Raw genomic sequence first — 22,498 nt, 5'->3', positions numbered from 1 at the left:
AGAGTGAGAGAAGGAAACTAATATCTTATATTACTTCTCAGAGCAATTCAAGCTTAGAACTAAAAAGAGGTATTTCAGTAAATTAAATGCTGAATACCTCTTTTATATGTTTTATTTAAAAAGTGTGTTTATAGATATAATAATCTACATATAAATGAATGAATTACACCTCTGCCATGATTTCCCCCATGCTGGTCACATCATAGCTGCCAATACCCAATACCTCATTTCTAAAAGCTGCCGATTTTAAGATGGACAATAAAGCCTGAAAATACGGTTTATCAATATCTTCCTTACGCACAACTATATCATAACGCTCTATTTGTAAAGGAACAAAGTCAACATTATTAACTTGCTGTGCAGCTTTTTCAATTCCAAGTCCTACGTCCGCCTCACCTCTGGCAATTTTGCTGGCAACAGCAATATGACTCATTTCTTCGTTGCTATAACCATTAATGGTTTGGTGAGCAATTCCTTGAATTCGTAAATGTTCGTCCAATAAAACCCTCGCACCTGAACCGCGTTCACGGTTGACGAATTGCAGGTCTGGGCGAGCAAGATCGGTCCATGTGAAGATTTTCTTTGGATTGCCTTTGGCTACATAAAACCCTTCCGTTCGATAAACCATATTTATTAATAATGCCCTGTGCCCAGGCAACATTCTTCGGACATAGGGAGTGTTATATTCGTTGGTGTCACTATCCCATAAATGAGCAGTAACAACGTTAGCCATACCTCTGTATAAAGCCATAAGTCCGTCAATACTGCCAATATTTTGCCTAAGGAAGCGGACATGAGGAAATTTTCTTTCCAGATGGCGAGTTAAGATATCTAAAGTCATATCCTGTCCACAGATAATTAAGCCCCCGTCCAACGGAGAATAAGAACTAGGGGATACGGGTGGTAACACTAAAGCAGCTGAAGGAGTTACATTTTTTGTATTACGCTTAAAGGCCTCAATATCGGCACCGTCTACACGTACCTTACGGCCAATGCGGTAGGCTGCCAGCTCATCACGCTTAATAAGTTCATAAACTGTATACTTGGAGATGTTAAGGATCTTAGCCACTTCTTCAGGAGTGTAAGAAACATCTTCGGACATACTAGTTCACCCGTCTCCCTGATATTTTAATTCTAGAGTTTATTATTTTATCCCTACTTTAAACCTATTATAGCATATCGCAAAATCAAGTTATAGATCGGTTTTCTTTCATTCTATAGACGCAAAGAAAATTAACCACTTCAAGGGCCGGACAAATTTGTTCGGCCCTTGAAGTAATCGTGTGTATTTATTCAAATCCAGATATCAAAAATATCCTTGTTATCAATAATCTTTTCCGCTAGCTTTGTTCCGACGTGTAATGAAAAAAATTTTTCTAGATAATTATGACCTTCCATGAACTTATCACTGGAAACCAATCTGCGAAGTAAGGGAACTATTAGTTCTAATCATATCAAAAGGTTTCAATTTATTTTTTAAATTCATCTCTAAGTTGTGACGAACAGCAGGATGCTTCAGATTGATAGTTCATTACTTCTTAGCTTATAAATTTACCTTTTAGTCAATAATTGAAGGACTGTAACGCTCGGAATCCTGCGACGAATTTGAATTACATCGGGCGAAAAACCATCAGAGACTTTCTGACTAAACATGTAATAAAGAATATAGCAATCCTCGCAAAGATTGTTGCCTCTATAATTGTGAATTTCTCCTTTGCTAAAGAGAGTTCCACACCTTTCGCAATTAACCTTAAATGCCATTAAACATCACCTCATACAAAAGTATTAAGTACTGGAATACAACTATTAGCGATTATTGCTTATTAATTCATGCATATTTTGAAACTATCCTTGTTTTCTATGATCCTGTCAGCAATCTTAGTTCCAACGTAACGAAAGTAGATTTCACTGTCTTCCCAACTTGAATAATTGCGGTCTTCAATTACCCGACCACTTTTCATAACTTGTCGAAGTAAGGGAATTGGAATTATATTAGTTTGGTTTATATCAAAGTTCGCAATTGATCGTTCAAATTCATGTTCTAAGTTAGTAGAATTCCAATACATAGGACCTTCTTGAGATCTTATCTCGAATACACGCCTTACAAGCTCATATGTAATAGCACCAAATGTAATTAGAATTTTAGGCTGATGTTCGAGAACAATTTCCCGTAGCAATTCAATCTCTTTGGTTACTTCTGCTGCCAGACAATTTGAGGTTTTAGGAGCTATGCCAATATCACTAACAGTGCTTTTTATAAAGATATTTTCAGTTTCAATTCTTGTGCGAAGTTTACGATAAACCTTGTCCTGAATTGCATCTAATATTGGAGCCCAAATAACCTGAAACATGGCGAAATGATTAGGATTTACTAAGAGCCAAATAGGATAGGATTTATCTCCGGATTCTTTCTCTATGCTATCAGTTGAAATTGAATATTTATCAAGTGCTAAATTAGACATATCAATCCCACCTTTAGTGTTTATAGTTCACTAATTAATCTCATGTAAAGCATTAGACACAACTTTTAAATGACCCTCCTCCTTTGTCTAACAACAATTTAAATAGCAAGAAGTATGCCATCTCTAAGATCCGCTAGTTTCAAGCATTAATCAATGAAAAATTACAAGAGGTGTAGCATTTGCTACACCTCTTGTAAAACATGATAACCTGATTAAGGCGATCTATCGTCTTCATGCTCTATTTTAATAGAGTATTTAAGCATTTCTATAATTGTATCTTCTTTCAATCATATGTATCATATAATTCACTTTTTAGATTTTAGATCATATGTTAGAGGATGCTTTTTATTTAATATAGAGTGAGTAATAATATTTTGATAGCAAGTCCCCAAGGAAAACGTGCAAATGTGACAGAGCTATAATTTGATGCCATATTTTTGTAGTCGATAAAGTAGAGTCGGACGGGTAATTCCGAGATACTTGGCCACTTTAGTCTGATTATTATTATGCTTTTCTAATGCCTTGATAATAAGATGCTTCTCCAACTTTCCCAGAGTAAAACCTTCTGTGAGGTTTATTCCAGGCGCAATGAGTTCCTCTAAACTATTCATTAACTCTTTAGGAAAATGTCCTGGCTGAATTTCGGGGCTCTGACAAACAATAAGCGCTCTTTCGATCACGTTCTGAAGCTCTCTTATGTTACCAGGCCAGTTGTAGCAAGTTAGAATTTTCATTGCTTCTAAAGAGATCTTTTTACTATGCGTTGGATCAAATTTTAGAAGAAAATGATTAACTAACAGGGGAATATCTTCTTTCCGTGATCTAAGTGGCGGCATGTTGATATGCACGACATTTAAGCGATAATAAAGGTCCTTTCTAAAGGTTCCGTTAGATATAGCAGTGGCCAGATCTATATTAGTGGTGGTAATAACCCTCACATCTACATGGATCGTTTCAGTTCCGCCTACTCTTTCAAAGCACCTTTCCTGCAGTACTCGAAGTAACTTTACCTGCATACTGATTGGCATTTCTCCGCATTCATCCAGCAAAATCGTACCATGGTCTGCGATTTCAAAGCGGCCTTTCTTTTTACTGGTTGCCCCAGTGAAAGCACCCTTCTCATGACCAAATAGCTCGCTCTCTAACAGTTGTTCCGGAAGAGCCGCACAGTTTACAGCTACGAAAGGCTTGTCAGCTCTGTTGCTGGCTTTATGTATTTCCATAGCAGCTACTTCCTTACCGGTTCCACTTTCACCTGTTATCAGAACAGTTGTGCCAGTTTTCGCAACCTGTCGAATCAGGAGGGCAACCTCTTTCATGGCATCGCTCTGACCAATGAACTTTCCATACTTTTTACCTAATTCCTGACATAAAAAATTTACTTGGTTTTCTAAATTAAACAGGTGTAAAGCCTGTTTAACCTGTACCTTTATCTCTTCAAGCTTAAAAGGTTTGATGATATAATCAGAGGCCCCAATTTTCATAGCTTCAATTGCAGTATCAATCGTCCCATGGGCCGTAATCATAATTACAGGAATACTGGAATTTAATTTTTTTAGTTCTTTTAACACCTCAATACCATCAATATCAGGCATCTTCAAATCCAATATTACCATCGAGGGTTCAGTCTCATGGGCCAACTCAATACCCTGTAAACCTCTCGTGGTGGTAACCACATGATAGCCTTCATGACTTAGTGCCCGTTCAAGGGCCCAGCACATTCTTTCCTCATCATCAATTACCAGAATTCTTGGTGTCAAGAAGATCACTCCTGTCGCATAATTGTGGTTTTACAGGAAGATTAATAATAAACGTTGATCCTTGGTTAAGGTTGCTACTCACCTCAATCATTCCACCATGCAATTTAATACTTTGATAGGATATCGAGAGTCCCAGACCCGTACCTGTTTTTTTGGTTGTATAGAAGGGATCAAACAACCTAGACTGCTCCTCGGCTGGGATGCCCCCTCCAGTATCAGAAAAACTGATAACGACCATATCGCCAGTTTCTTTGGTTATTATTTCTAGCTGTCCTCCAGAAGGCATTGCTTCGGCAGCATTAACAATTATGTTAACAAATACCTTTTTTAGCTTTTCAGTATCTGCTAGAATCTTAGAAAGTTTATTATCAAGCTGCAATACAACTTTTACCTTCTGCTTTCGCAACATTGCCGCTGAAAAAGAGAGGACTCCCATGATTAAATCATTGACAGAACACTCCTTAATAGAAACTTTGTTAGGACGGCCAAAGTCCAGCAGTTCTTGAATTTCCATATCCTGACGGTCCACTTGCTCATCTATGGCTCTTGTAAATTCTTCGATGCCGCTTACTTGAGCGTATTCCTGCTTCATTAGTTCTACTAAAGTTTTAATAATTCCAATTGGGTTGCGCAATTCATGTGCAACACCTGTTGCTAAACGGCCAAGTGCAATGAGGTGTTCCGATTGTCTCAGTTGATCCTCTAACCGTTCCTTTTCCGTTAAACTTACGGCCATCCGATTAACTGCTCGGGCCACTTGACCCAGTTCACCCGACATTTCAGGCAATAAGTGATGTATATCCAACTCCATGTTATGCAATCCCTGCTTTAAGCGGTCGACGCCAGTGGTTAGATTTCTAATAATTATAAGGGTACCAATCATAACTAAGGCTAGTACACTAAGGGTGAAATATCGCAGCAGTTTCCGAAAGAAATTGTTCTGGTAGAAGAAGGGGTCGAGACGCTCCCCTACCCACATTACTGCCACAACTTTCCCTTTTAGTACAACAGGAGAAATATACTCAACGACCTGATCATTCCAAGAACCAGAAATTCGAAACAATGGTTCATTACTCAGCTCGGTTGCGATTAGGCCTTGTTTAGTAGTAGCAAAGATTTCTTTCTCCCGCTGAGCTTCTTCTGCCGGAGAGAGGTTACGATAGTTATGCAAGAAACCTAGTACCATAATCTTCTCTGTGTGGGGTACATATAAACCGAAGCGAATGCCTAAATTCGCTGGTACCTGTGGTTCTATGACCCGGTTAAACTCGTTATGAAGTATGGTTGTTGGGACATCTCCTGTCCCAGTCCATATAGATTCCAGATTTCTTGTAAATTCATTATTAGTACTTTTGACCAAGGCCTCCAGTCTCTGTTCTTTGTCTAAGAATACAACTTGATCTGTCCGTGAAGCGAAAAAGATGTCATACATCAATGCTACTAAAGGTACAAGCATGATTGCGGCAACGATAATCACTATTTGATTGGTCAGACTGTTACCTTCTAAAGACAAAAATATTTTTTTATTCTTCAGAAAAACCTACCTCCCATATAATGGTGTAGTCTGAAAGTGAATAATGCATATATCCAGGATGAAGGTAGGTCTTTTACGCTTCTTTACTTAAATCCAAATCTTAAGATGATCCTTGTTCTCAACAATCTTTTCGGCGATCTTTGTGCCAACATAATGAAAGTAATGCTGACCAAAATAACCGTGATCTTCTATGAATTTACCACTAGAAATTACTTTGCGTAGTAAGGGAATCCGATTGGTTTTGTTTATATCAAAGTTCTCAATTGATCTCCCGAATTCATCTCCTAAGTTAGAAGTACTCCAATACTTAGGCCCTTTTTCGGGTAGGATTTCGTAGGCACGCCTTAAAAATTCAAATGGAAATGCGCCAAAGGAAATTAGAATTTTTGGCTCATGCTCAAGAGCAATTTCTCTGAACGTTTCTATCTCTCTACCAACTTCTGCCCCCCACCAATTTAATGTGTTAGGAACGATTGTGCTATCGCAAATAGCGTTCCTTATATAAATATTGGTAGTATCGATTCTCGTATGAATTTCCCGATACACTTTATCCTGTATCTCAGCTAAAGCAGGTGTCCAAATGTTGTGACGTACAGCAGGATGCTTGGGATTGACTATTAGCCAAATTGGATAAGATTTGTCTCCCGAATCCCTCTTAATTGTCTTATCTGAAGGTATATAGTTATTAAGTGTTGAGCGGAACAAAAGAATCCCACCTTTCAAGGATTAAAGTTAGTGCGAACAATCTACTAAAGTTTGGAGCGCACAAGACGCTAATTTCTTTGTTATCCCGAATTCCACAGTTTGAACAGCTCTTGCTCTGAGTTTTGCAACTAATATTATCAGGTTTCTCTCAAAGGTTATTGCCGTGCTAAAGTATCGATTCCTTGCAGTGATTATTAAAATATCTACCTTTTTGGGGCAGATTAATTGCATATTCAATACTTTGTGATAAGCCGCGCTTTCGCCAATTTCGGGATATAGTGTCGATGAAATACCTTTTTAGCGGCCTTTAGAGGCTGCTTTCTTATTAACAAAAAGAGTGACAAACGCGGTGACAAACATGAAACGACATTCTCATCTGTACTCTCTCCACTTCCTTTCCAATCGAATATTTTAATGATCACAAGATAAAGATTAGCATTGTGTCGCCACTGTGTCTATAGTAGATCGGTATGCTCATAATCGATATAATTTATGGATAATTGCGTTGTATATTATATTGAAGACCGTTGTGCCTCAGGCTCATACGGCACTTCTTTTCTTTTAAGATTATTGACTTTAGTGGTCATGGATAGGGCTCACTTAGGAAGGAATCCTGTATTCATATTCAATTGTATTGCTAATCTATAATAATTCATTGTATAATAAAGCTGTAGTTGTGTTTAGTTGGTTTATGTTAGTTTTATAAGGTGATAATCTTAGATCCATTTAGATAAACCTAACATGGACTAACTCAATGCACATACATATTTTAACATGATTCATAAGGAGGAGTATAAGTGAAAAGAATCTCGTGTCTAGTAGTTAGTTTTCTATTAATACTTTCTTTGGTCGGCTGTAGTGCAGGGGATACTGCCCAACCATCCACAAACGAGACACAGGCTAAACCCACTGAAATCATGATATCGGCTGCAGCTAGTTTGAAGGATTCATTGACTGAAATCCAAAAAGATTATACTCAGAAGAAACCGGAAGTGAAGCTTACCATTAATTTTGGTGCTTCAGGGACACTCCAACAACAAATTGAACAGGGTGCCCCGGTAGACCTTTTTATTTCTGCGGGAAAGTCACAGGTAGATGCCTTAGAGAAAAAGAATTTGTTGGTTAAAGATAGCCGAGTCGATTTACTGGGAAACGATTTAGTTCTTGTTACTGGGAAAGATAACAGCAAGGTTACATCCATTGAAGATCTGACTAAAGCAGGAGTTGAAAAGATCAGTATAGGTACTCCCGAGTCAGTACCTGCCGGGAAATATGCCCAAGAAGCCTTGAATAATCTCAAACTCTGGGATTCAATACAACCTAAGTTAGTGATGGCTAAAGATGTGACCTCCGTTCTGAATTATGTAGAAACAGGAAATGCTGACGCAGGATTTGTATACCAATCCGATGCTCAAGGTTCGACTAAAGTTAAGGTTGTTACAATTGTTCCAGACAGCACCCACAAGCCTATTGTCTACCCTGCAGCTATTATTTCAGCTACTAAAAACAAACAAGTTACAGTAGATTTCTTGAAGTACTTACAGAGTTCAGATGCCCAACAAGTCTTTACAAAATACGGATTCAAGACATTAGCAAAATAAACTAGTATTCGGGAGAGTCCTATGGAATTTAGCTTCATTCCTATTATTTTATCGCTGAAAGTTGCCTTCGCATCGGTTATTATTGTAGCCTGTTCTTCGATTCCCATAGCTGGCCTGATGGCCAAGCGGGAGTTCTTGGGCAAAGATGTTGTCGAGTCAATTATTACTTTGCCTTTGGTACTTCCCCCTTCGGTGATTGGTTTTATGTTGCTCGTGTTTTTCGGAAAGAACGGTCCTTTAGGTAAGCTGCTTGAACAATGGTTCCATACAAGAATAGTTTTTACCTTAGAAGGAGCAGTAATAGCGGCAGCGGTCGTATCGTTACCTTTGATGTATCAATCCGTAAAAGTTGCGATGGAGAGTGTTGATCAAAATCTTGAGAAAGCTGCACGTACATTGGGAGCCGGAGAATTAAAGGTGTTCTTCACCATAACGCTTCCTTTAGCTTGGAATGGTATTGTTGCTGGTTTAGTTTTGGCTTTCGCGCGGTCTCTGGGAGAATTTGGAGCAACGTTAATGATCGCTGGAAATATTCCTGGCAAAACTCAAACAATGCCTCTAGCTATATACTTTGCCAATGAATCCGGTGATACAAGGCAAGCAAGTATATTGGTTATTATCATGACTGTCTTTAGTTTTCTAGTGATTTATGGACTGAATCGATGGGGAAAGGGATCAAAACGCGATTCGAGAGGAGGTGGGAATAATGCTTAACGCTCATTTTAAAAAAGAGTTACCCACCTTTGATCTTGAAGTAGATATCTCTTTGAGTAATGGCATTCTTGCCCTTGTGGGTCCTTCAGGCGCTGGCAAGACGACGATCTTGCAGTGTGTAGCAGGCCTTCAGACCCCTTCGTGGGGGGAGATAAATATCCATGACAAGGCGGTCTTCTCTTCTGATCATGGCATAGATATTCCTATCAGAAATCGGCGTATAGGGTATGTTTTTCAGGATTATGCTCTCTTTCCGCACATGACAGTTGAGAAAAATGTGATGTATGGTAAGCCTAAAAAGGGGAATATCCCCAACAAAGCTCTCACCGTGACCAATGTTTTAGAGATGCTAAAGATCAGTCATCTCCGAAATCGTTATCCCAGTCAGATTTCGGGGGGGGAAAAACAAAGAGTTGCGCTTGCTCGGGCCTTAATGACGGAACCTGAACTATTATTGCTTGATGAACCTCTTTCAGCCCTCGATCAGGACACGCGGGGTACACTCCAACAAGAGTTGCTCAAACTTCAAGCCCAATGGAAAATTCCTTTCATTTTAGTGACGCATGATGTTCAGGAAGCAGAAATGCTTGGTAATCAGATAATTAAGCTGGATCGAGGTAAACAAGAGGAGATCAAAGGGGTCAAGAAACTCGTTAAAGCTCAGTGAAACAATTGAATATTGAAATCTCCGAGCCAGATGACCTAAAGAGCAAATCCATGGTCGCTGGATAGGACCTATAGTCCTCAGGGTATTACCGGAAACGGGTATGCCTTCACATTGAAAAGGAGTAGCACGTTAGACTGGGACGCCAGTTTATTTACAGCTCCCTTTATGGGAGTTGTTATTTTTTATCAAACACCCATGCCCCTTTGGGGCACAAACTATCATGAAAATTGGTGAATATCCGGACAAATTATTAGGTCTTGTTGATGACGCTGGTAAGGGGGTTATAGTGTTTATAGTGACTTGAGGGGACTGGACTTTTCCCCATTACTAATATCCTTAAGAGCAGTAACTCTAGCAACCACGGTGACTTTTTTTCTGGGGATTGCGGCGGCGTGTTTTGTTTCGGGCTATAGGGGGAAGTTCAAAGGATTGATTGACGGTGTCCTTACCTTGCCGCTGGTTTTGCCGCCAACAGTTGTTGGTTTTTTACTTCTTTTAATATTTGGGAAGAATGGACCCCTTGGAAAACTCCTGATGTCAATTGGAATGACAGTTATATTCTCTTGGCCAGCGACCGTCATTGCAGCTTCAGTGGTCGCCTTCCCTTTAATGTATCGAACAGTAAGAAGTGCTTTTGAACAAATTGATCAAAATATTATTAATGCTGCACGTACGCTGGGAGTTTCCGAATGGAAAATATTCTGGAAGATAACGATTCCGCTTTCCTGGCCGGGGGTTGCAGCTGGTACTGTCTTAGCCTTTGCCAGGGCTCTGGGCGATTTTGGTGCTACGCTGATGATCGGTGGTAATATTCCGGGGAAAACCCTGACCATACCTGCTGCAATATTCTTTGCTGCTGAAGGTGGAGAAATGAGAAAGGCTTTGATATGGGTAATGCTCATCTTTGTGATTTCCCTGATTGTTATGACGTTAATGAATTATTGGACTGATTACCAAAGCAAGATGATTACTGCAAATGGCAGGAGATAATATGACATTATTGGTTGATATCCAAAAAAAACTTCCGGGGTTTAAGCTCGATGTTAAGTTTGAGACAGGTAAGAATACCTTAGGGCTACTGGGAGCTTCTGGTTCAGGGAAAAGCATGACCTTGCGCTGTATTGCAGGAATTGATAAACCTGATCAGGGTAGGATTGTTCTCAATGGCCGAACTTTGTTTGACTCTCAGAAAGGCATAAATCTCCCCTGCCAGAAGAGAAAACTGGGTTATTTATTTCAAAATTACGCCCTTTTTCCGAATATGACTGTTGAAGAAAATATTGGTTTCGGAATAGGCGACAAAAAGCGAGTGGATCGGTTAGCCATAATCAAGGAACAAGTGAAAATGATTAAGCTGGAAGGTTTGGAAAAGAGATATCCCAACCAGCTTTCCGGAGGACAACAGCAGCGAGTTGCTCTGGCTAGAGCTTTGGCCATTGAGCCAGAGGCACTGCTTCTGGATGAACCATTTTCTGCCCTGGATGACTATCTTAGAAGCCATATGGTTAAACAATTGAGCGAGACATTAGCAAACTATCAAGGGGTTACTCTGTTTGTAACTCATAACATGAATGAAGTCTATAGCATTTGCAATAAACTGGTTGTCCTGGCACTGGGGAAAATCGAAGCACAAGGGGGGACAGTGGAAGTATTCAGATCTCCGCCTTCACTTGTAGCAGCGCAATTGACAGGGTGTAAAAATTTTTCTCGTGCAAAATACATATCACCATTTGAATTACAGGCCTTGGATTGGGGAATAAACTTAAAAACTGGAAGCGAATTACCCCAACAAATTGAGTGGGTGGGTATTCGGGCCCACACGATTGAAGAGGCTTCAAAGAAAAAAGAAGGCAACGTATTTCAATGTTGGCTTAATACTGCCAGCGAGACTCCGTCTCGGATGACAGTCTATCTTGACCTAGAAACCGAGACCAGGGGAAAGGGTAACCATCAGATCCAATGGGAAATAACCAAACAAATGTGGTCCGAATTAAAGAATAAGTCACAACCTTGGAAACTGAGAGTTAACCCTGAGGAGTTAATCGTTGTTTGATTTATATTCAGTGGTCAAAATAAGGAGGATGAAGATAAAACATGAAACAATTCAATAGAATCCTGAAGACCAATAAAACACAAACAATCTTTGGTTTAATTGCTTGTTCGCTATTATTACTTGTATTATTCATATCAGGATGTTCAAGTGCAGTAACAGAACCTTCAAAGACGGAAGATACTAAAGCTGCTGCTCAGACTAAACCAGTAGAACTTTTGATTTCCACTGCTCCGAGTTTAAAAGGTTCGTTTGAAGAGATTAAAGGGTTGTATGCGGCTAAAGAGGCTGGAGTAAAATTGGTTTTTAATTATGGACCCTCAGGTTCCCTCCAAAATCAGATCGAGCAAGGTGCTGCCGCTGATATTTTTATTTCTCAAGGTAAGCCACAAATGGATGCTTTAGAGCAAAAGGGGCTGATTAAGAAGGATTCTAGGATAAATCTGTTAGGAGATGAACTTGTCTTAATTGTCGCTAAAGACAACACGACGCTTAAAGGCTTTGAAGATTTAACTAAACCTGAAGTTAAAAAAATCGGAATTGGTGAGGCGGAATCGGTTCCGGCAGCTAAGACAGCTAAAGAAACTTTAGAGACACTTAAACTTTGGGATACTCTACGACCCAAGCTTGTTATGGGCAAGGATTTAATGCAAGTCATGGCTTATGTTGAGACAGGCAATGCCGAAGCAGGTTTTGTCTGGGATACAATTGCGGTCACATCGAATAAAGTTAAAATCGTAGCTACGGCGCCCGCAAATTCGCATAAACCGGTTGTCTTACCAGCAGCGGTGGTAACGGCCTCTAAAAACAGTGATGTCGCTTCGAAGTTCTTGCAATATTTGCAGAGTGATGAGGCTATGAAGATTTTTGAAAAGAATGGTTTCATAAAGGGGAAGTAAAACAATAATTCAAAACTGAAAAACCAAAGAAATGAAGGTAGGTGGAGACTCTGCAATACATCAGTGACGAAACAATTGATCGCTGGATCAAAGAAGATGTTCCGTATCTTGATTTGACAACCCTGACCCTTGGTATAGGTGGAATGAAGGGAAAGATCAGTTTTAAGGCCAGGGAATTTACAGTTTTATCTGGGGTTGAGGAAGTTTTAAGGATTTTTACTAAGCTAGGAATTACGCCGCTCCGATTCTTACCATCGGGTTCTGTTGTTAATAAAGGCGATGTATTTATTGAGGCTGAGGGGTTAGCGTCAAGCCTCCATATGGCTTGGAAAGTGTCAATGAATATCCTCGAATACTCCTCAGGTATTGCGACAAGAACAAAAAGGATGGTGGATAAGGCTAAAATCGGGAATCCCCATGTTGCTGTTTTAGCTACTCGAAAATCATTTCCGGGAACTAAAGAGCTTTCCATAGGGGCAATACTTGCTGGAGGTGCTTTTCCTCACCGACTGGGTTTGTCTGAAACAATCTTAACATTTAAGCAGCACGTAGCTTTTCTGGGCGATATCAACGATCTCGCCAGAGTAATTAAAGAAATAAAAGCTAATGCCTGTGAGAAAAAGATAATTGTTGAAGTCGAAACCTTGGAAGATGCCCGTCTTTTATCTGAAGCAGGAGTTGACGGATTGCAATTTGATAAAATCCCAGCCTTGGAGCTAAAGGGCATTGTTGATCAAATTAGAGGGATTAACCCCCAGATTACGTTACTTGGAGCGGGTGGCGTCAATGAAGGTAATATTGAAGAATACGCTCGTTCAGGCATTGATGCCATCGTGACAACTTCGATGTATTTTGGCAAACCTTCTGACATTGGGGTGACGATGGAAAAACTTTAACTCATGATTCGTAGAAGGAAATGACAACTGCTTAACACTTGAAAAATTATATAAATCCTATCTCCGAGCCGTAATAACCTAATGAGAAATCTATGGTTACCGGCCAGGGCTTTAAACCCTCAGGGTGTACCCGGAAACGGATATGCCTTCACTATTGAAAAGGAGGTGGCTAGGCCTGCTAGGCTTTGTTTGGCATGCTCCACTTTCTATGGGTGGAGCTATTTTTTATGCCGGACAGGGCAAAGCATAGTAATCGCCGGAGATGCTTTGAAATACATAAGCAGTAAGGAATTGGAGTCAAATCCATGACTAACAAGGGGGATAAGATATGAAACTGGTTGCGGTTTCCGGGCCGCCTTCTTCCGGCAGAACTTCAATTATATTGAAAGCCATAGAATATTTAAAACAGGAAAGCTACAAAATCGGAGTCATCAAGTTTGACTGTCTCACAACCTTTGACAATATTTTGTATGAAAAGGTCGATGTTCCAGTCAAAGTTGGTCCGACGCACATACTGGTCCATTATAATCCATCAGACGAAGAAGCGAAAACTTTACTGGTTCAAATTCAGCCTACTAAACAATAGAGCTTGAAGAGGAGAGTGTAGATACATTGGCTGAATCGAGAACGGAAGGGAATCTACGCAAGGTATATTGTGTTGTAGTCTTATTGCCTATTTTAGCGTTTATACTTTCATTCCCGTTAGGGCGATATCCTATAGCAATACCGGATTTGTTAGCGGCTTTACTGGGAAAAATTTTTCCGTTTATACATGGTCCTGAAGGTGTGATCAATACAGTTATCTTTCAAGTAAGATTGCCTAGAATTATAGCAGCAATGATAGTGGGGGCTGCCTTGTCGATAGCCGGGGCGGCTTATCAAGGTATGTTCAAAAACCCTTTGGTATCGCCGGATATTCTAGGTGCATCTTCAGGAGCAGGCTTGGGAGCGGCGTTGGCAATATTTTTCTCATTAAACGTGGTGGGTATTCAGGTAGCGGCCTTTGTTGTTAGCCTTTTGGCAGTTGTTGCCGTGTATTTTCTCAGCAATAAAATAAAACGTGATCCGACCTTAGCTTTAGTACTCACTGGAATTTTAGTAGGCACGTTGTGTTCATCCTTTACGTCTCTTCTAAAATACATGGCTGATCCGTATGACAAGTTGCCGGCCATAACCTTCTGGTTGATGGGTAGTTTGGCAACAGTCTCGCCAAAGAATGTGATGTCTTCTTTCGTGATTATGTTATTGGGAGGAGTACCGCTTTATTTACTGCGCTGGCGTCTCAACGTCTTGTCCCTAGAGGAAGAAGAAGGCAAGACGTTGGGGTTGGAAACAGGAAGGCTAAGACTTGCGGTAATTATCTGCTCTTCGCTGCTCACGGCTGGGGCAGTATCGATCAGCGGGCTTATTGGCTGGGTTGGACTCATTGTACCTCATTTAGCCCGCATGCTAGTTGGCCCGAATTATAAGGTCCTTTTACCAGTATCCATTGCGATAGGGAGCGTCTATATGTTGCTGGTGGACGACTTGGCCAGATGTCTGACTTCTGCTGAGATTCCCTTGGGAATACTCACGTCCATTATCGGTGCTCCGTTCTTTTTTGCTATCCTCTTGCGTGGAAAGAAGGGTTTGGTATGAGGTTTGAACTTAAAGACATTCAATGCGGCTATAACAATAAGGCTGTCCTCAAGGGAATTTCGTTTGCGTTGGCCGCGGGAGAGGTTTTATGCGTTTTGGGACCCAATGGGACTGGTAAAACGACACTGTTTAAAACGATTCTTGGCCTGATCAAGCCTCTCGAAGGCAAAATATTATTTAATGGGGAAAACTCAATTCATTGGTCACGATCTAAGATGGCCCAAGTGATTGGGTATATACCTCAAGCTCACAATACGTCGTTCCCCTTTAGCGTCATGGATATGATTTTGATGGGACGTACTGCTCATTTGGGAAATTTTGCATCCCCTTCCCAAGAAGACAAAAAAATAGCGGAACGAGCCATCGATACCTTAGATATTTCCTGTCTAGCCAATCGTATTTTCACAGAACTTAGTGGCGGGGAGAAGCAACTCGTTCTTATCGCGCGTGCTTTAGCACAAGAACCCCAAATCTTGGTTATGGACGAGCCAACCTCGGCCCTGGATTTTGGCAATCAATTAAAAGTTTTAAGTCAGGTCAAGCAGTTAGCGCACCAAGGGTTGACAATCATTATGGCTTCACACGTTCCTGACCATGCCTTTTTCTATGCCACAAAGGTAATGCTCTTAAGCCACGGGGGTCTGTTTGGCTTGGGAAAAGCTAATGACATTATTACTGAAGATAAATTAAGAGAGCTCTACGGTGTCAACGTTAGAATCATTAACACGGGTGTTCAATCCGATGACGATAACGATGACGATAGTGAAGTGAGGATGTGTGTGCCTTTGCAGAGCACCAGAAATTGGGGGCTAAAGTGATGTGCCGAGAACTTACAATGTAGTCAAGTTGCCTATTGGTCAAAGGAGGGTAGCGCGTACCAATTAGCGCATAAATAAAAGATAGGGGAGGCAAGAGTATGATGAAATCGGTAAAATCCTGCATTACCTTGTGTGTGATAATGTTATCTCTTCTAGTCCTAGGTGGCTGTGGCAGCAAGGCAACCAATAGCACACCCAGCACATCTACCACACCGCCGGTAGAAAGAACTATTGTGGATATGGTCAATAAAACCGTTAAAATTCCGGTTGAAGTCAATAAAATTGTTGTTACCTGCTACGGGGGGGCCACCAACGAGATAGTTGTTCTTGGTGCGGCGGACAAAATAATTGGTCAGCCAGCACAGGAGAACTTCCCCCAGTTGATGGAAATGGCCCCTCAGTTTAAGAACATCCCGGATGTCGGCTCTTTTGACAATATCAATGTTGAAGAGATTATAAAATTAAAGCCGGATCTTGTTGTAGCCAGCGTTACTTCTCCAACGGGCAACAAAAAATTGGAGGAGGCCGGAATACCTGTTGTCTCAGTCCTAACAGGCAGAGCAACTATAGATGGTCTGACTAAAGAGTTTAAGATGATGGGGGATGTATTACATAAGGAAAAAGAAGCAGCAGCTCTTTCTGATTTTTGGGAAAGACGATTGAAACTAATCAAGGATGATGTAGCCAAAATTCCAGCAGAGAAATTAAAGAAAGTGTACTATATGCTCGGTACTCCTCTGAAAACTGACGGCTCTGCTTGGGGACAAGAATTTATCACTATAGCTGGGGGAATTAACGTTGCTCAAAAGGTAGACAATGCAAGCCTTATTTCAGTTGAGCAACTGTTGAAATGGAATCCCGATGTTATGATTATGAGCAGCAATATTGGCCCGACTAAAAATTCCTTTATCAAGGCTGATGATCTAAGAAATAATCCGCAAATGAGTAATTTGAACGCGGTTGTGAACAATCAGATGTATCAATGTCCAATCGGTGCCTTCTGGTGGGATCGTCCTTCGCCGGAATCCATCCTTGGGTTTATGTGGCTTGCCAAGACACTTCAGCCGGATACCTTCGCCAATATTAACTTGACCCAAGAGACTAAAGAATTCTTCCAGACATTTTATCATTGTACTTTAACGGATCAACAAATTAAGTCATTTATGAATGCGGAGGCGGCACAAAAACCCTAATCCTAATCTTAATCCAATTCCTAAGCTTAATTTAGTGGTAGATACAGTGTTCTAGTTTGATATAGAAGCAATGAGACGAAAATGAGGAGGAATCAGAAATGTCAGGAATCTTTTCCAAGAGGGCAGTCTCCAAAGGCGTGGCAATTTTACTGTGCCTGTGGATGACAATTTTGCTGTTGACTGGTTGCGGAAGTCAGGCAGCCAGTACCACTCCAACAACCTCAGCTGTGACCAATAATTCATCCCAGGCAACTACTCGGGTTATAACAGACATGGCGGGACGGAAGGTTGAAATTCCAGCGAAAATCAATACCGTGTATTGTGCTGTGCCAACTGCTGAGCCGATGGTCTATTCGCTGGCCCCTGAAAAGTTGGCGGCGTGGGTCAATGCACCTTCCGACGATGTGAAAAAGTACTTGAGCGATCGCGCCAAAAATCTCCCGGTGCTAGGTGGCTGGATGGGTGAAAAAAGCACCGCCAATCTTGAGGAAACTGCCAAATTAGCTCCGGATCTCATCGTTTTCATGACGACAACTGGGGTTAACAACAATCCAGAGCAAATCGCTGACAGCATCACGAATCAGACCAAGAGACCGGTCATTGTTATGGAGTCCGCTTTTGCTGATACTGCCAAGGTTTACAGGCTTATGGGCGATATTTTAGGGGTTCAGGAGCGGGCAGAGACGCTTGCTTCATACTGTGAGAAGAAAATGAAGGGAATTAGCGATGTAGTTGCCAAAATTCCGCAGGACAAGCTGGTGAGTGTCTACTACGCTGAAGGACCCAGTGGCCTTTCGACTGATCCGTCGGGGTCCGACCATACCGAAGTTTTGGATTTTGTCAAAGGTAAAAACGTGGCCAATGTCCAAGCAAAGGGTGGGCAGGGCATGACGAACGTTTCCATGGAGCAGGTGCTTTCCTGGAACCCGGATGTTGTTTTGATCAGTTCTAACTCAGGCGGCGTAAAGGCCTATGACGCCATCTTGAAGGATACCTCTTGGGGCAAGGTCAATGCCATCAAGAACAAGAAAGTATATTTGACACCTTTACTTCCTTTCGGCTGGTACGATCGTCCCCCCAACATCATGCGGGCTCTCGGAATCGAGTGGCTAGGAAGCGAGCTATACCCAGACTATGTGAAAGTGGACATGAAACAGGAAACAAAAGAATTCTTTTCTCTCTTTTTTAATCAGAAATTAACCGATGAGCAGGTTATCGAGCTACTCCAACGTTCAGTCTAGATACAAAAAACTATGGTAGGGGCGGGCAATTCATGAATTGCCCCCTCATCTCCCTGTCTTACGTGTTTTGGGTGGCATTGGAACATATTTCTATAAAAACTGTAGTTCAATTGGTTAAGGAGGGTGACGGATGTCTCTCGGTACTGCGAGCGATAAGAGAATAAAGAATAGTGATATAGCAGTTGATGTTCTTTCGAAGGTCAAAGTAAGAAAGAGCGGACTGGTACTTGTAATTTTGTTCATCGTTCTAATCATCGTATTTCTTTGGTCTTTTACTGTTGGTCGTTTTGCGGTTCCTTTGCCAGAGCTTCTTACAGTTTTTTTTCGAAAGATATTCGGGCTTCCAGCTACATGGTCGGATACGACTGAGACCGTGTTGTTCAATATTCGCATCCCGAGGATTATTGTAGCCCTGATTATTGGTGCTGCCCTTTCGGCATCGGGCGCTGCGTATCAGGGGCTTTTCCGCAATCCTATGGTCTCGCCCGATATTCTTGGAGCTTCCGCTGGTGCTGGCTTTGGCGCAGCGATGGCAATTCTAATGTCAGGTAGTGCCCTAACTATTCAATTGGCGGCCTTTTCATGCGGAATCATTGCGGTTATGTTGACTTACCTGGTTAGTCGGATGATCGGAAAGTTCAACAATTCCGTCCTTATTCTGGTCTTGACCGGCATGGTAGTCAGCAGTCTGTTCTCTGCTTTTATTTCGCTTGCTAAATATACAGCTGATCCGAACAACAAGCTTCCGGAAATTGCCTATTGGCTGATGGGCGGGCTTGCTTCGATAACAGCCAAAGACGTCATGTTGATGTTGGTTCCGTTTGCTATCGGCATCATACCGACTCTGCTGCTTAGGTATAAGCTCAATGCCCTCGCTTTCGGAGAGGAAGAGGCGCAGGCTCTTGGTGTCGATACGAAGAAAATACGCTTTATTTACATAATTTGTGCAACACTGCTTACAGCCTCTTCCGTGGCGACGGGAGGGATGATTGGGTGGGTTGGTCTTGTTATCCCTCACCTGGCCAGGATGCTTGTTGGACCGAATTTGAAGTTTATGCTGCCGGCTTCGGTTCTGCTGGGCGGAGCCTATTTGCTGTTGATTGATGATATTTCCCGCACTTTTTTCGCAGTTGAGATCCCCCTGAGTATTTTGACGGCTATTATCGGAGCTCCGTTTTTTGTCTATTTGTTAGCTAAGGGGAGGAATTCGTGGACATGATCTTGGAAATCAAAGACGCTTCGTTCGGTTATTCGAAAAGGACGGTTCTTCAGAATATTTCCTTTAAGGTCACGACCGGGGAACTCTTTTGCCTGTTGGGTCCCAATGGAGTAGGGAAAACGACCCTATTCAAATCTATCTTGGGCTTTATAGATGTTAGGGGCGGTGAAATAACTCTTAATGGGGAAAACATCAGAAAATGGTCAAAGCCGCGTCTTGCTAAGGCAATCGGTTATGTCCCCCAGGCTCATACACCGCCTTTTCCCTATACGGTTCTGGATGTCATTTTAATGGGGAGAATGGCCCATCTGGGTTTATTCTCATCTCCCTCTAAGGACGACATTAAGATCGCCGAAGAATCCTTGGAAACGTTGAGTATTTCCTTTTTGAAAAATATGACCTATACCGAGATAAGTGGCGGGGAAAGACAAATGGTGCTTATCGCCCGCGCAATGACACAAAAGCCTCAATTGCTTATTCTGGACGAACCAACCTCTAACCTTGATTATGGCAATCAGGTGCGGGTTTTGTTGCAAATCAAAAAGTTGTCGGATGAGGGAATCGGAGTTGTGATGACTTCTCATTTTCCCAATCACGCCTTTCTTTGCTCCTCAAAAGTGGCTTTGCTCAATAAAAATGGCTTTGAGGTCGGAACGACGAATGAGCTCATAACTGAAACAAATATGAGGGACACCTATGGAATCAATGTCAAAATAGCAAAAGTCGTCGACGATCAGGGGGTTGATATTAGAAGTTGTGTTCCGCTAGCTAATTAAATTCCAGAGGCGAGGCAGAAGGAGGTAATTATGAACAGCAGAGAGGACTTTGACAAAATCGCCAATGAAATCTTCTTTCCCATCTACGAGGTTATCGCTCAGGAGGCGCTCGGAGTATTGGGACGGAAAAACGGAGTTTGCTTGGATGTTGGTTGCGGTGGAGGGCACCTCGGACTTAGCGTTGCCAAGGCAAGCGATATGCGTATTACTCTAATGGACGTCAAAGAAGATGCCATAATAATTGCCAAAAATAGGATCAAAGAGTGGGAGCTTGAGGGCAGAACTTCCACCATCGTTAGCGATGTGCGCGAAATAAACCTGCCGGATAACAGTTTTGATCTGATCACAAGTCGAGGCTCAATAGGTTTTTGGGGAAGCAGAGACGAAATGAAGCAGGCCTTTGCGGAAATTTACCGGGTGCTGGCTCCGAACGGCATGACGTTTATCGGCAAAGGCTTCGGAAGTGCCGAACTGAAAGCGAAAATCACCGCCCAGATGAAGGTTCTTCATCCAGAGTGGCCTCAGTGTGTAATCGATGCCAGTAATGGATTTGGGGTTGAAGACTACGCGGATTTTTTAAAGGAACTTAGGATTCCCGCGAAAATTATCAACGATGACCGGGGTATCTGGATCATGATGAAAAAAACAGCCTAGTCTTGCTTGTGGAAAGGTGGTGGTTCGCTTTGGACAACTGTGGACAAGCACAGGACAGGCAAATTCTGATCGAAGGCCTCAGTCTAAATTCGATTGCGAAGAATGACAACAAACGGCTTCTGCAGATACCAGGGGTTTTTTATGGCGGTGGTTGTTGTTATATCAAATTAAATCAGAACAGATTACGGAGGTAAAATCATGAATAATCAATTTGAGAAAATCCTGGAGAAGAGCCTGAACAGGGCGATTGAGCGTGATGAAGCCCTGTTCTTGTTTCGGGAGACTGAAGATGAAGCTAAAGCAGAACAATTGTTTCTTACTGCAAGAACGGTCCGGGAAAAAGTAAAAGGAAACACCTTTGAATGGAGTGCTGGAATTGCCAGAGTGCTCAAATGTAATCTACAGCCTCTCTGCAGATATTGTCCGTATTGGCGGGAAAAGGGTCAAATACCGCTTAGTATTGAGGAAATTCTCAAAGGAGTAGCATACATCCAGCAGCATGGGATTAAGAAATTCCATCTGAGTGGCGGGACAACGCTGGGTAGTGAAGGGCATGATGTTTTAGGGATTGTACAGGCTATTCGTGCTGCTGGTTATACTGAGTTAGCAATCGAAGTTAACTGTGGAGCAGCCATGTCCCTGGAAACTCTCAAAGAGTTGAAGGGCTTGGGGGTGTATCGGGTCAGTTCTGTTTTTGAGACTGTCAATCCGGAAGTTTTCCAAAGGACTAAATCGGGGGATAACCTAGAAGCCAAAAAACAGTTTGCCCAAAGAATCGGGGATGCTGGGCTGAAATTAGGCACAGGGGTAATGGCGGGTTTGGGCCCGGAAGAAACTAAATATCAGGACTATGTGGACTTCATGTTTCACGTCAAGCAATATGAACATCTCCATTATGTTTACGTGACAAAATTCACACAGTTCAAAGGGATAGCAATGGAGGACCATCCAGCCTGTTCGGCTCAAGAAGCGGCACGAGTGATTGCTATCATGCGGCTAGTGCTTCCGAATATTGATATTGGTGCGGCTGCAGGATGGAATGCCACGGATTATCCTACTCCCTTGATGGCGGGCAGCGGCAACAAAGCATCGGGGATTCATATTAATCGTACCCCTAACTACAAAAAAGGCTCGGTTGCAGATGGGTTCTTATATCAGGATAATATGGAATTTCGCAATACGATGGAGACTATGCAGAAGCGCTATCAAGCGTTGGGAATTAAAATTATATCCTAAAGGACCGATGAAAAGTCTTAAGCAGGAACAAGATCAGAGTGAAATCTCTTTTTAAACTTATTGAACATAAAGGGGGAAAAACGATGCTAAAAAGGATTACCGCGATAATTCTAGTGACTTTACTGATGTGTATAAGTCTGATTGGGTGCGGGGGACAGCAGACGACTTCGTCAGCTCCCCATTCTGCAGTGCAAGATACCATTGTTCCGCGGACAGTCACAAACCTCGATGGATCAGTTATTACTGTTCCGGCAGAAGTAAATCGGGTGGCTGCTGTGTTTGGTCCTGCCTATGAAAAAATAGTGGTCCTCGGAGCTGAGGATAAGATTATGGCCGATGGGGATTTTCATATTAGTGGCTGGCCCTGGTCTAATGTTATCTATAAAAGGTTGAATAACATCCCGGGAATTCCTAATGCCCACACTCAGTTAAACA

General features: G+C 41.9%; 21 protein-coding genes, 1 pseudogene and 2 riboswitches. Of the genes and pseudogenes, 17 read left to right on the top strand and 5 right to left on the bottom strand.

Annotated features, from left to right (window positions below; genetic code table 11):
* Nucleotides 1–163: 163 nt before the first annotated feature.
* The 5 genes from DSBG_RS18780 to DSBG_RS18760 all read right to left on the bottom strand — a co-directional run bounded on the left by DSBG_RS18780 (nt 164) and on the right by DSBG_RS18760 (nt 6,461).
* The gene (locus DSBG_RS18780) at nt 164–1,102 is read right to left on the bottom strand and encodes a helix-turn-helix transcriptional regulator (RefSeq protein ID WP_068966119.1); all 939 of its coding nucleotides are present in this window, start codon (nt 1,100–1,102) and stop codon (nt 164–166) included.
* A 721-nt stretch (nt 1,103–1,823) separates the two neighbouring features.
* A complete protein-coding gene (locus tag DSBG_RS18775; RefSeq protein WP_068966117.1) occupies nt 1,824–2,462 on the bottom strand; it encodes a hypothetical protein in 639 nt (212 codons plus the stop codon).
* A 416-nt stretch (nt 2,463–2,878) separates the two neighbouring features.
* On the bottom strand, nt 2,879–4,222 hold the full coding sequence (locus DSBG_RS18770; RefSeq protein WP_068966115.1) for a sigma-54-dependent transcriptional regulator: 1,344 nt from the start codon (nt 4,220–4,222) through the stop codon (nt 2,879–2,881).
* Nucleotides 4,197–5,678, bottom strand: a complete 1,482-nt coding sequence (locus DSBG_RS18765) for a sensor histidine kinase (protein ID WP_242877750.1) — start codon at nt 5,676–5,678, stop codon at nt 4,197–4,199. The genes DSBG_RS18770 and DSBG_RS18765 overlap by 26 nt, the downstream gene beginning before the upstream one ends.
* A gap of 165 nt (nt 5,679–5,843) precedes the next feature.
* Nucleotides 5,844–6,461 (bottom strand): hypothetical protein, encoded by a 618-nt coding sequence (locus DSBG_RS18760; protein ID WP_068966111.1) that lies wholly within the window; start codon nt 6,459–6,461, stop codon nt 5,844–5,846.
* 797 nt (nt 6,462–7,258) lie between these two features.
* Between DSBG_RS18760 and modA (DSBG_RS18755) the strand changes: the two genes are divergently transcribed.
* From modA (DSBG_RS18755) to DSBG_RS18675, 17 genes and pseudogenes are all read left to right on the top strand, one after another.
* The gene (gene modA, locus DSBG_RS18755; RefSeq protein ID WP_068966109.1) at nt 7,259–8,062 is read left to right on the top strand and encodes a molybdate ABC transporter substrate-binding protein; all 804 of its coding nucleotides are present in this window, start codon (nt 7,259–7,261) and stop codon (nt 8,060–8,062) included.
* Between the two features lie 21 nt (nt 8,063–8,083).
* Nucleotides 8,084–8,776: a molybdate ABC transporter permease subunit gene (gene modB / locus DSBG_RS18750; RefSeq protein ID WP_009622608.1), complete on the top strand. Its 693-nt coding sequence runs from the start codon at nt 8,084–8,086 to the stop codon at nt 8,774–8,776.
* On the top strand, nt 8,769–9,443 hold the full coding sequence (locus DSBG_RS18745; RefSeq protein WP_068966107.1) for an ATP-binding cassette domain-containing protein: 675 nt from the start codon (nt 8,769–8,771) through the stop codon (nt 9,441–9,443). Before modB (DSBG_RS18750) ends, DSBG_RS18745 begins: the two co-directional genes overlap by 8 nt.
* A gap of 8 nt (nt 9,444–9,451) precedes the next feature.
* Nucleotides 9,452–9,581: riboswitch (molybdenum cofactor riboswitch) on the top strand.
* A 162-nt stretch (nt 9,582–9,743) separates the two neighbouring features.
* Nucleotides 9,744–10,433, top strand: a complete 690-nt coding sequence (gene modB / locus DSBG_RS18740) for a molybdate ABC transporter permease subunit (protein WP_068966105.1) — start codon at nt 9,744–9,746, stop codon at nt 10,431–10,433.
* 1 nt (nt 10,434) lies between these two features.
* A complete protein-coding gene (locus tag DSBG_RS18735) occupies nt 10,435–11,496 on the top strand; it encodes a sulfate/molybdate ABC transporter ATP-binding protein (RefSeq protein WP_068966103.1) in 1,062 nt (353 codons plus the stop codon).
* 41 nt (nt 11,497–11,537) lie between these two features.
* Nucleotides 11,538–12,392, top strand: coding sequence for a molybdate ABC transporter substrate-binding protein (gene modA / locus DSBG_RS18730; RefSeq protein ID WP_068966101.1), 855 nt, complete (start codon nt 11,538–11,540; stop codon nt 12,390–12,392).
* A gap of 50 nt (nt 12,393–12,442) precedes the next feature.
* A complete protein-coding gene (gene modD / locus DSBG_RS18725) occupies nt 12,443–13,288 on the top strand; it encodes a ModD protein (RefSeq protein WP_068966120.1) in 846 nt (281 codons plus the stop codon).
* A 49-nt stretch (nt 13,289–13,337) separates the two neighbouring features.
* Nucleotides 13,338–13,469: riboswitch (molybdenum cofactor riboswitch) on the top strand.
* 147 nt (nt 13,470–13,616) lie between these two features.
* Nucleotides 13,617–13,874 (top strand): hypothetical protein, encoded by a 258-nt coding sequence (locus DSBG_RS18720; protein ID WP_068966099.1) that lies wholly within the window; start codon nt 13,617–13,619, stop codon nt 13,872–13,874.
* A 26-nt stretch (nt 13,875–13,900) separates the two neighbouring features.
* Nucleotides 13,901–14,926 carry a FecCD family ABC transporter permease gene (locus DSBG_RS18715; protein WP_176716321.1) on the top strand — a complete coding sequence of 342 codons (1,026 nt, stop codon included), beginning with the start codon at nt 13,901–13,903 and terminating at the stop codon, nt 14,924–14,926.
* Complete coding sequence (locus DSBG_RS18710; protein ID WP_068966095.1) at nt 14,923–15,744, top strand: ABC transporter ATP-binding protein; 822 nt, start codon at nt 14,923–14,925, stop codon at nt 15,742–15,744. The genes DSBG_RS18715 and DSBG_RS18710 overlap by 4 nt, the downstream gene beginning before the upstream one ends.
* A gap of 98 nt (nt 15,745–15,842) precedes the next feature.
* Nucleotides 15,843–16,937, top strand: coding sequence for an ABC transporter substrate-binding protein (locus tag DSBG_RS18705; RefSeq protein ID WP_068966093.1), 1,095 nt, complete (start codon nt 15,843–15,845; stop codon nt 16,935–16,937).
* A 98-nt stretch (nt 16,938–17,035) separates the two neighbouring features.
* A complete protein-coding gene (locus tag DSBG_RS18700) occupies nt 17,036–18,178 on the top strand; it encodes an ABC transporter substrate-binding protein (protein WP_068966091.1) in 1,143 nt (380 codons plus the stop codon).
* Between the two features lie 130 nt (nt 18,179–18,308).
* Nucleotides 18,309–19,397: a FecCD family ABC transporter permease gene (locus DSBG_RS18695; RefSeq protein WP_068966089.1), complete on the top strand. Its 1,089-nt coding sequence runs from the start codon at nt 18,309–18,311 to the stop codon at nt 19,395–19,397.
* Nucleotides 19,394–20,173 (top strand): ABC transporter ATP-binding protein, encoded by a 780-nt coding sequence (locus tag DSBG_RS18690; RefSeq protein ID WP_068966087.1) that lies wholly within the window; start codon nt 19,394–19,396, stop codon nt 20,171–20,173. Before DSBG_RS18695 ends, DSBG_RS18690 begins: the two co-directional genes overlap by 4 nt.
* Nucleotides 20,174–20,827: a class I SAM-dependent methyltransferase gene (locus DSBG_RS18685; protein ID WP_282434233.1), complete on the top strand. Its 654-nt coding sequence runs from the start codon at nt 20,174–20,176 to the stop codon at nt 20,825–20,827. It abuts the gene before it with no gap.
* 198 nt (nt 20,828–21,025) lie between these two features.
* Nucleotides 21,026–22,063 (top strand): biotin synthase BioB, encoded by a 1,038-nt coding sequence (locus DSBG_RS18680; protein ID WP_083236969.1) that lies wholly within the window; start codon nt 21,026–21,028, stop codon nt 22,061–22,063.
* Between the two features lie 83 nt (nt 22,064–22,146).
* Nucleotides 22,147–22,498: pseudogene (locus DSBG_RS18675) on the top strand (ABC transporter substrate-binding protein); the annotation flags it as partial.

Origin of the sequence: Desulfosporosinus cupriresistens, from assembly GCF_001707885.1 — a bacterium.
In the GTDB taxonomy this organism is placed as follows: domain Bacteria; phylum Bacillota; class Desulfitobacteriia; order Desulfitobacteriales; family Desulfitobacteriaceae; genus Desulfosporosinus.
This window is presented reverse-complemented; position numbering and strand designations above follow the sequence as displayed.

Excerpts from the sequence above, each read along its gene's own strand:
- DSBG_RS18780 (WP_068966119.1), bottom strand. The coding sequence starts at position 1,102 with ATGTCCGAAGATGTTTCTTACACTCCTGAAGAAGTGGCTAAGATCCTT.
- DSBG_RS18775 (WP_068966117.1), bottom strand. The coding sequence starts at position 2,462 with ATGTCTAATTTAGCACTTGATAAATATTCAATTTCAACTGATAGCATA.
- DSBG_RS18765 (WP_242877750.1), bottom strand. The coding sequence starts at position 5,678 with ATGCTTGTACCTTTAGTAGCATTGATGTATGACATCTTTTTCGCTTCA.
- modB (WP_009622608.1), top strand. The coding sequence starts at position 8,084 with ATGGAATTTAGCTTCATTCCTATTATTTTATCGCTGAAAGTTGCCTTC.
- DSBG_RS18745 (WP_068966107.1), top strand. The coding sequence starts at position 8,769 with ATGCTTAACGCTCATTTTAAAAAAGAGTTACCCACCTTTGATCTTGAA.
- DSBG_RS18735 (WP_068966103.1), top strand. The coding sequence starts at position 10,435 with ATGACATTATTGGTTGATATCCAAAAAAAACTTCCGGGGTTTAAGCTC.
- modA (WP_068966101.1), top strand. The coding sequence starts at position 11,538 with ATGAAACAATTCAATAGAATCCTGAAGACCAATAAAACACAAACAATC.
- DSBG_RS18720 (WP_068966099.1), top strand. The coding sequence starts at position 13,617 with ATGAAACTGGTTGCGGTTTCCGGGCCGCCTTCTTCCGGCAGAACTTCA.
- DSBG_RS18710 (WP_068966095.1), top strand. The coding sequence starts at position 14,923 with ATGAGGTTTGAACTTAAAGACATTCAATGCGGCTATAACAATAAGGCT.
- DSBG_RS18705 (WP_068966093.1), top strand. The coding sequence starts at position 15,843 with ATGATGAAATCGGTAAAATCCTGCATTACCTTGTGTGTGATAATGTTA.
- DSBG_RS18700 (WP_068966091.1), top strand. The coding sequence starts at position 17,036 with ATGTCAGGAATCTTTTCCAAGAGGGCAGTCTCCAAAGGCGTGGCAATT.
- DSBG_RS18695 (WP_068966089.1), top strand. The coding sequence starts at position 18,309 with ATGTCTCTCGGTACTGCGAGCGATAAGAGAATAAAGAATAGTGATATA.
- DSBG_RS18690 (WP_068966087.1), top strand. The coding sequence starts at position 19,394 with ATGATCTTGGAAATCAAAGACGCTTCGTTCGGTTATTCGAAAAGGACG.
- DSBG_RS18680 (WP_083236969.1), top strand. The coding sequence starts at position 21,026 with ATGAATAATCAATTTGAGAAAATCCTGGAGAAGAGCCTGAACAGGGCG.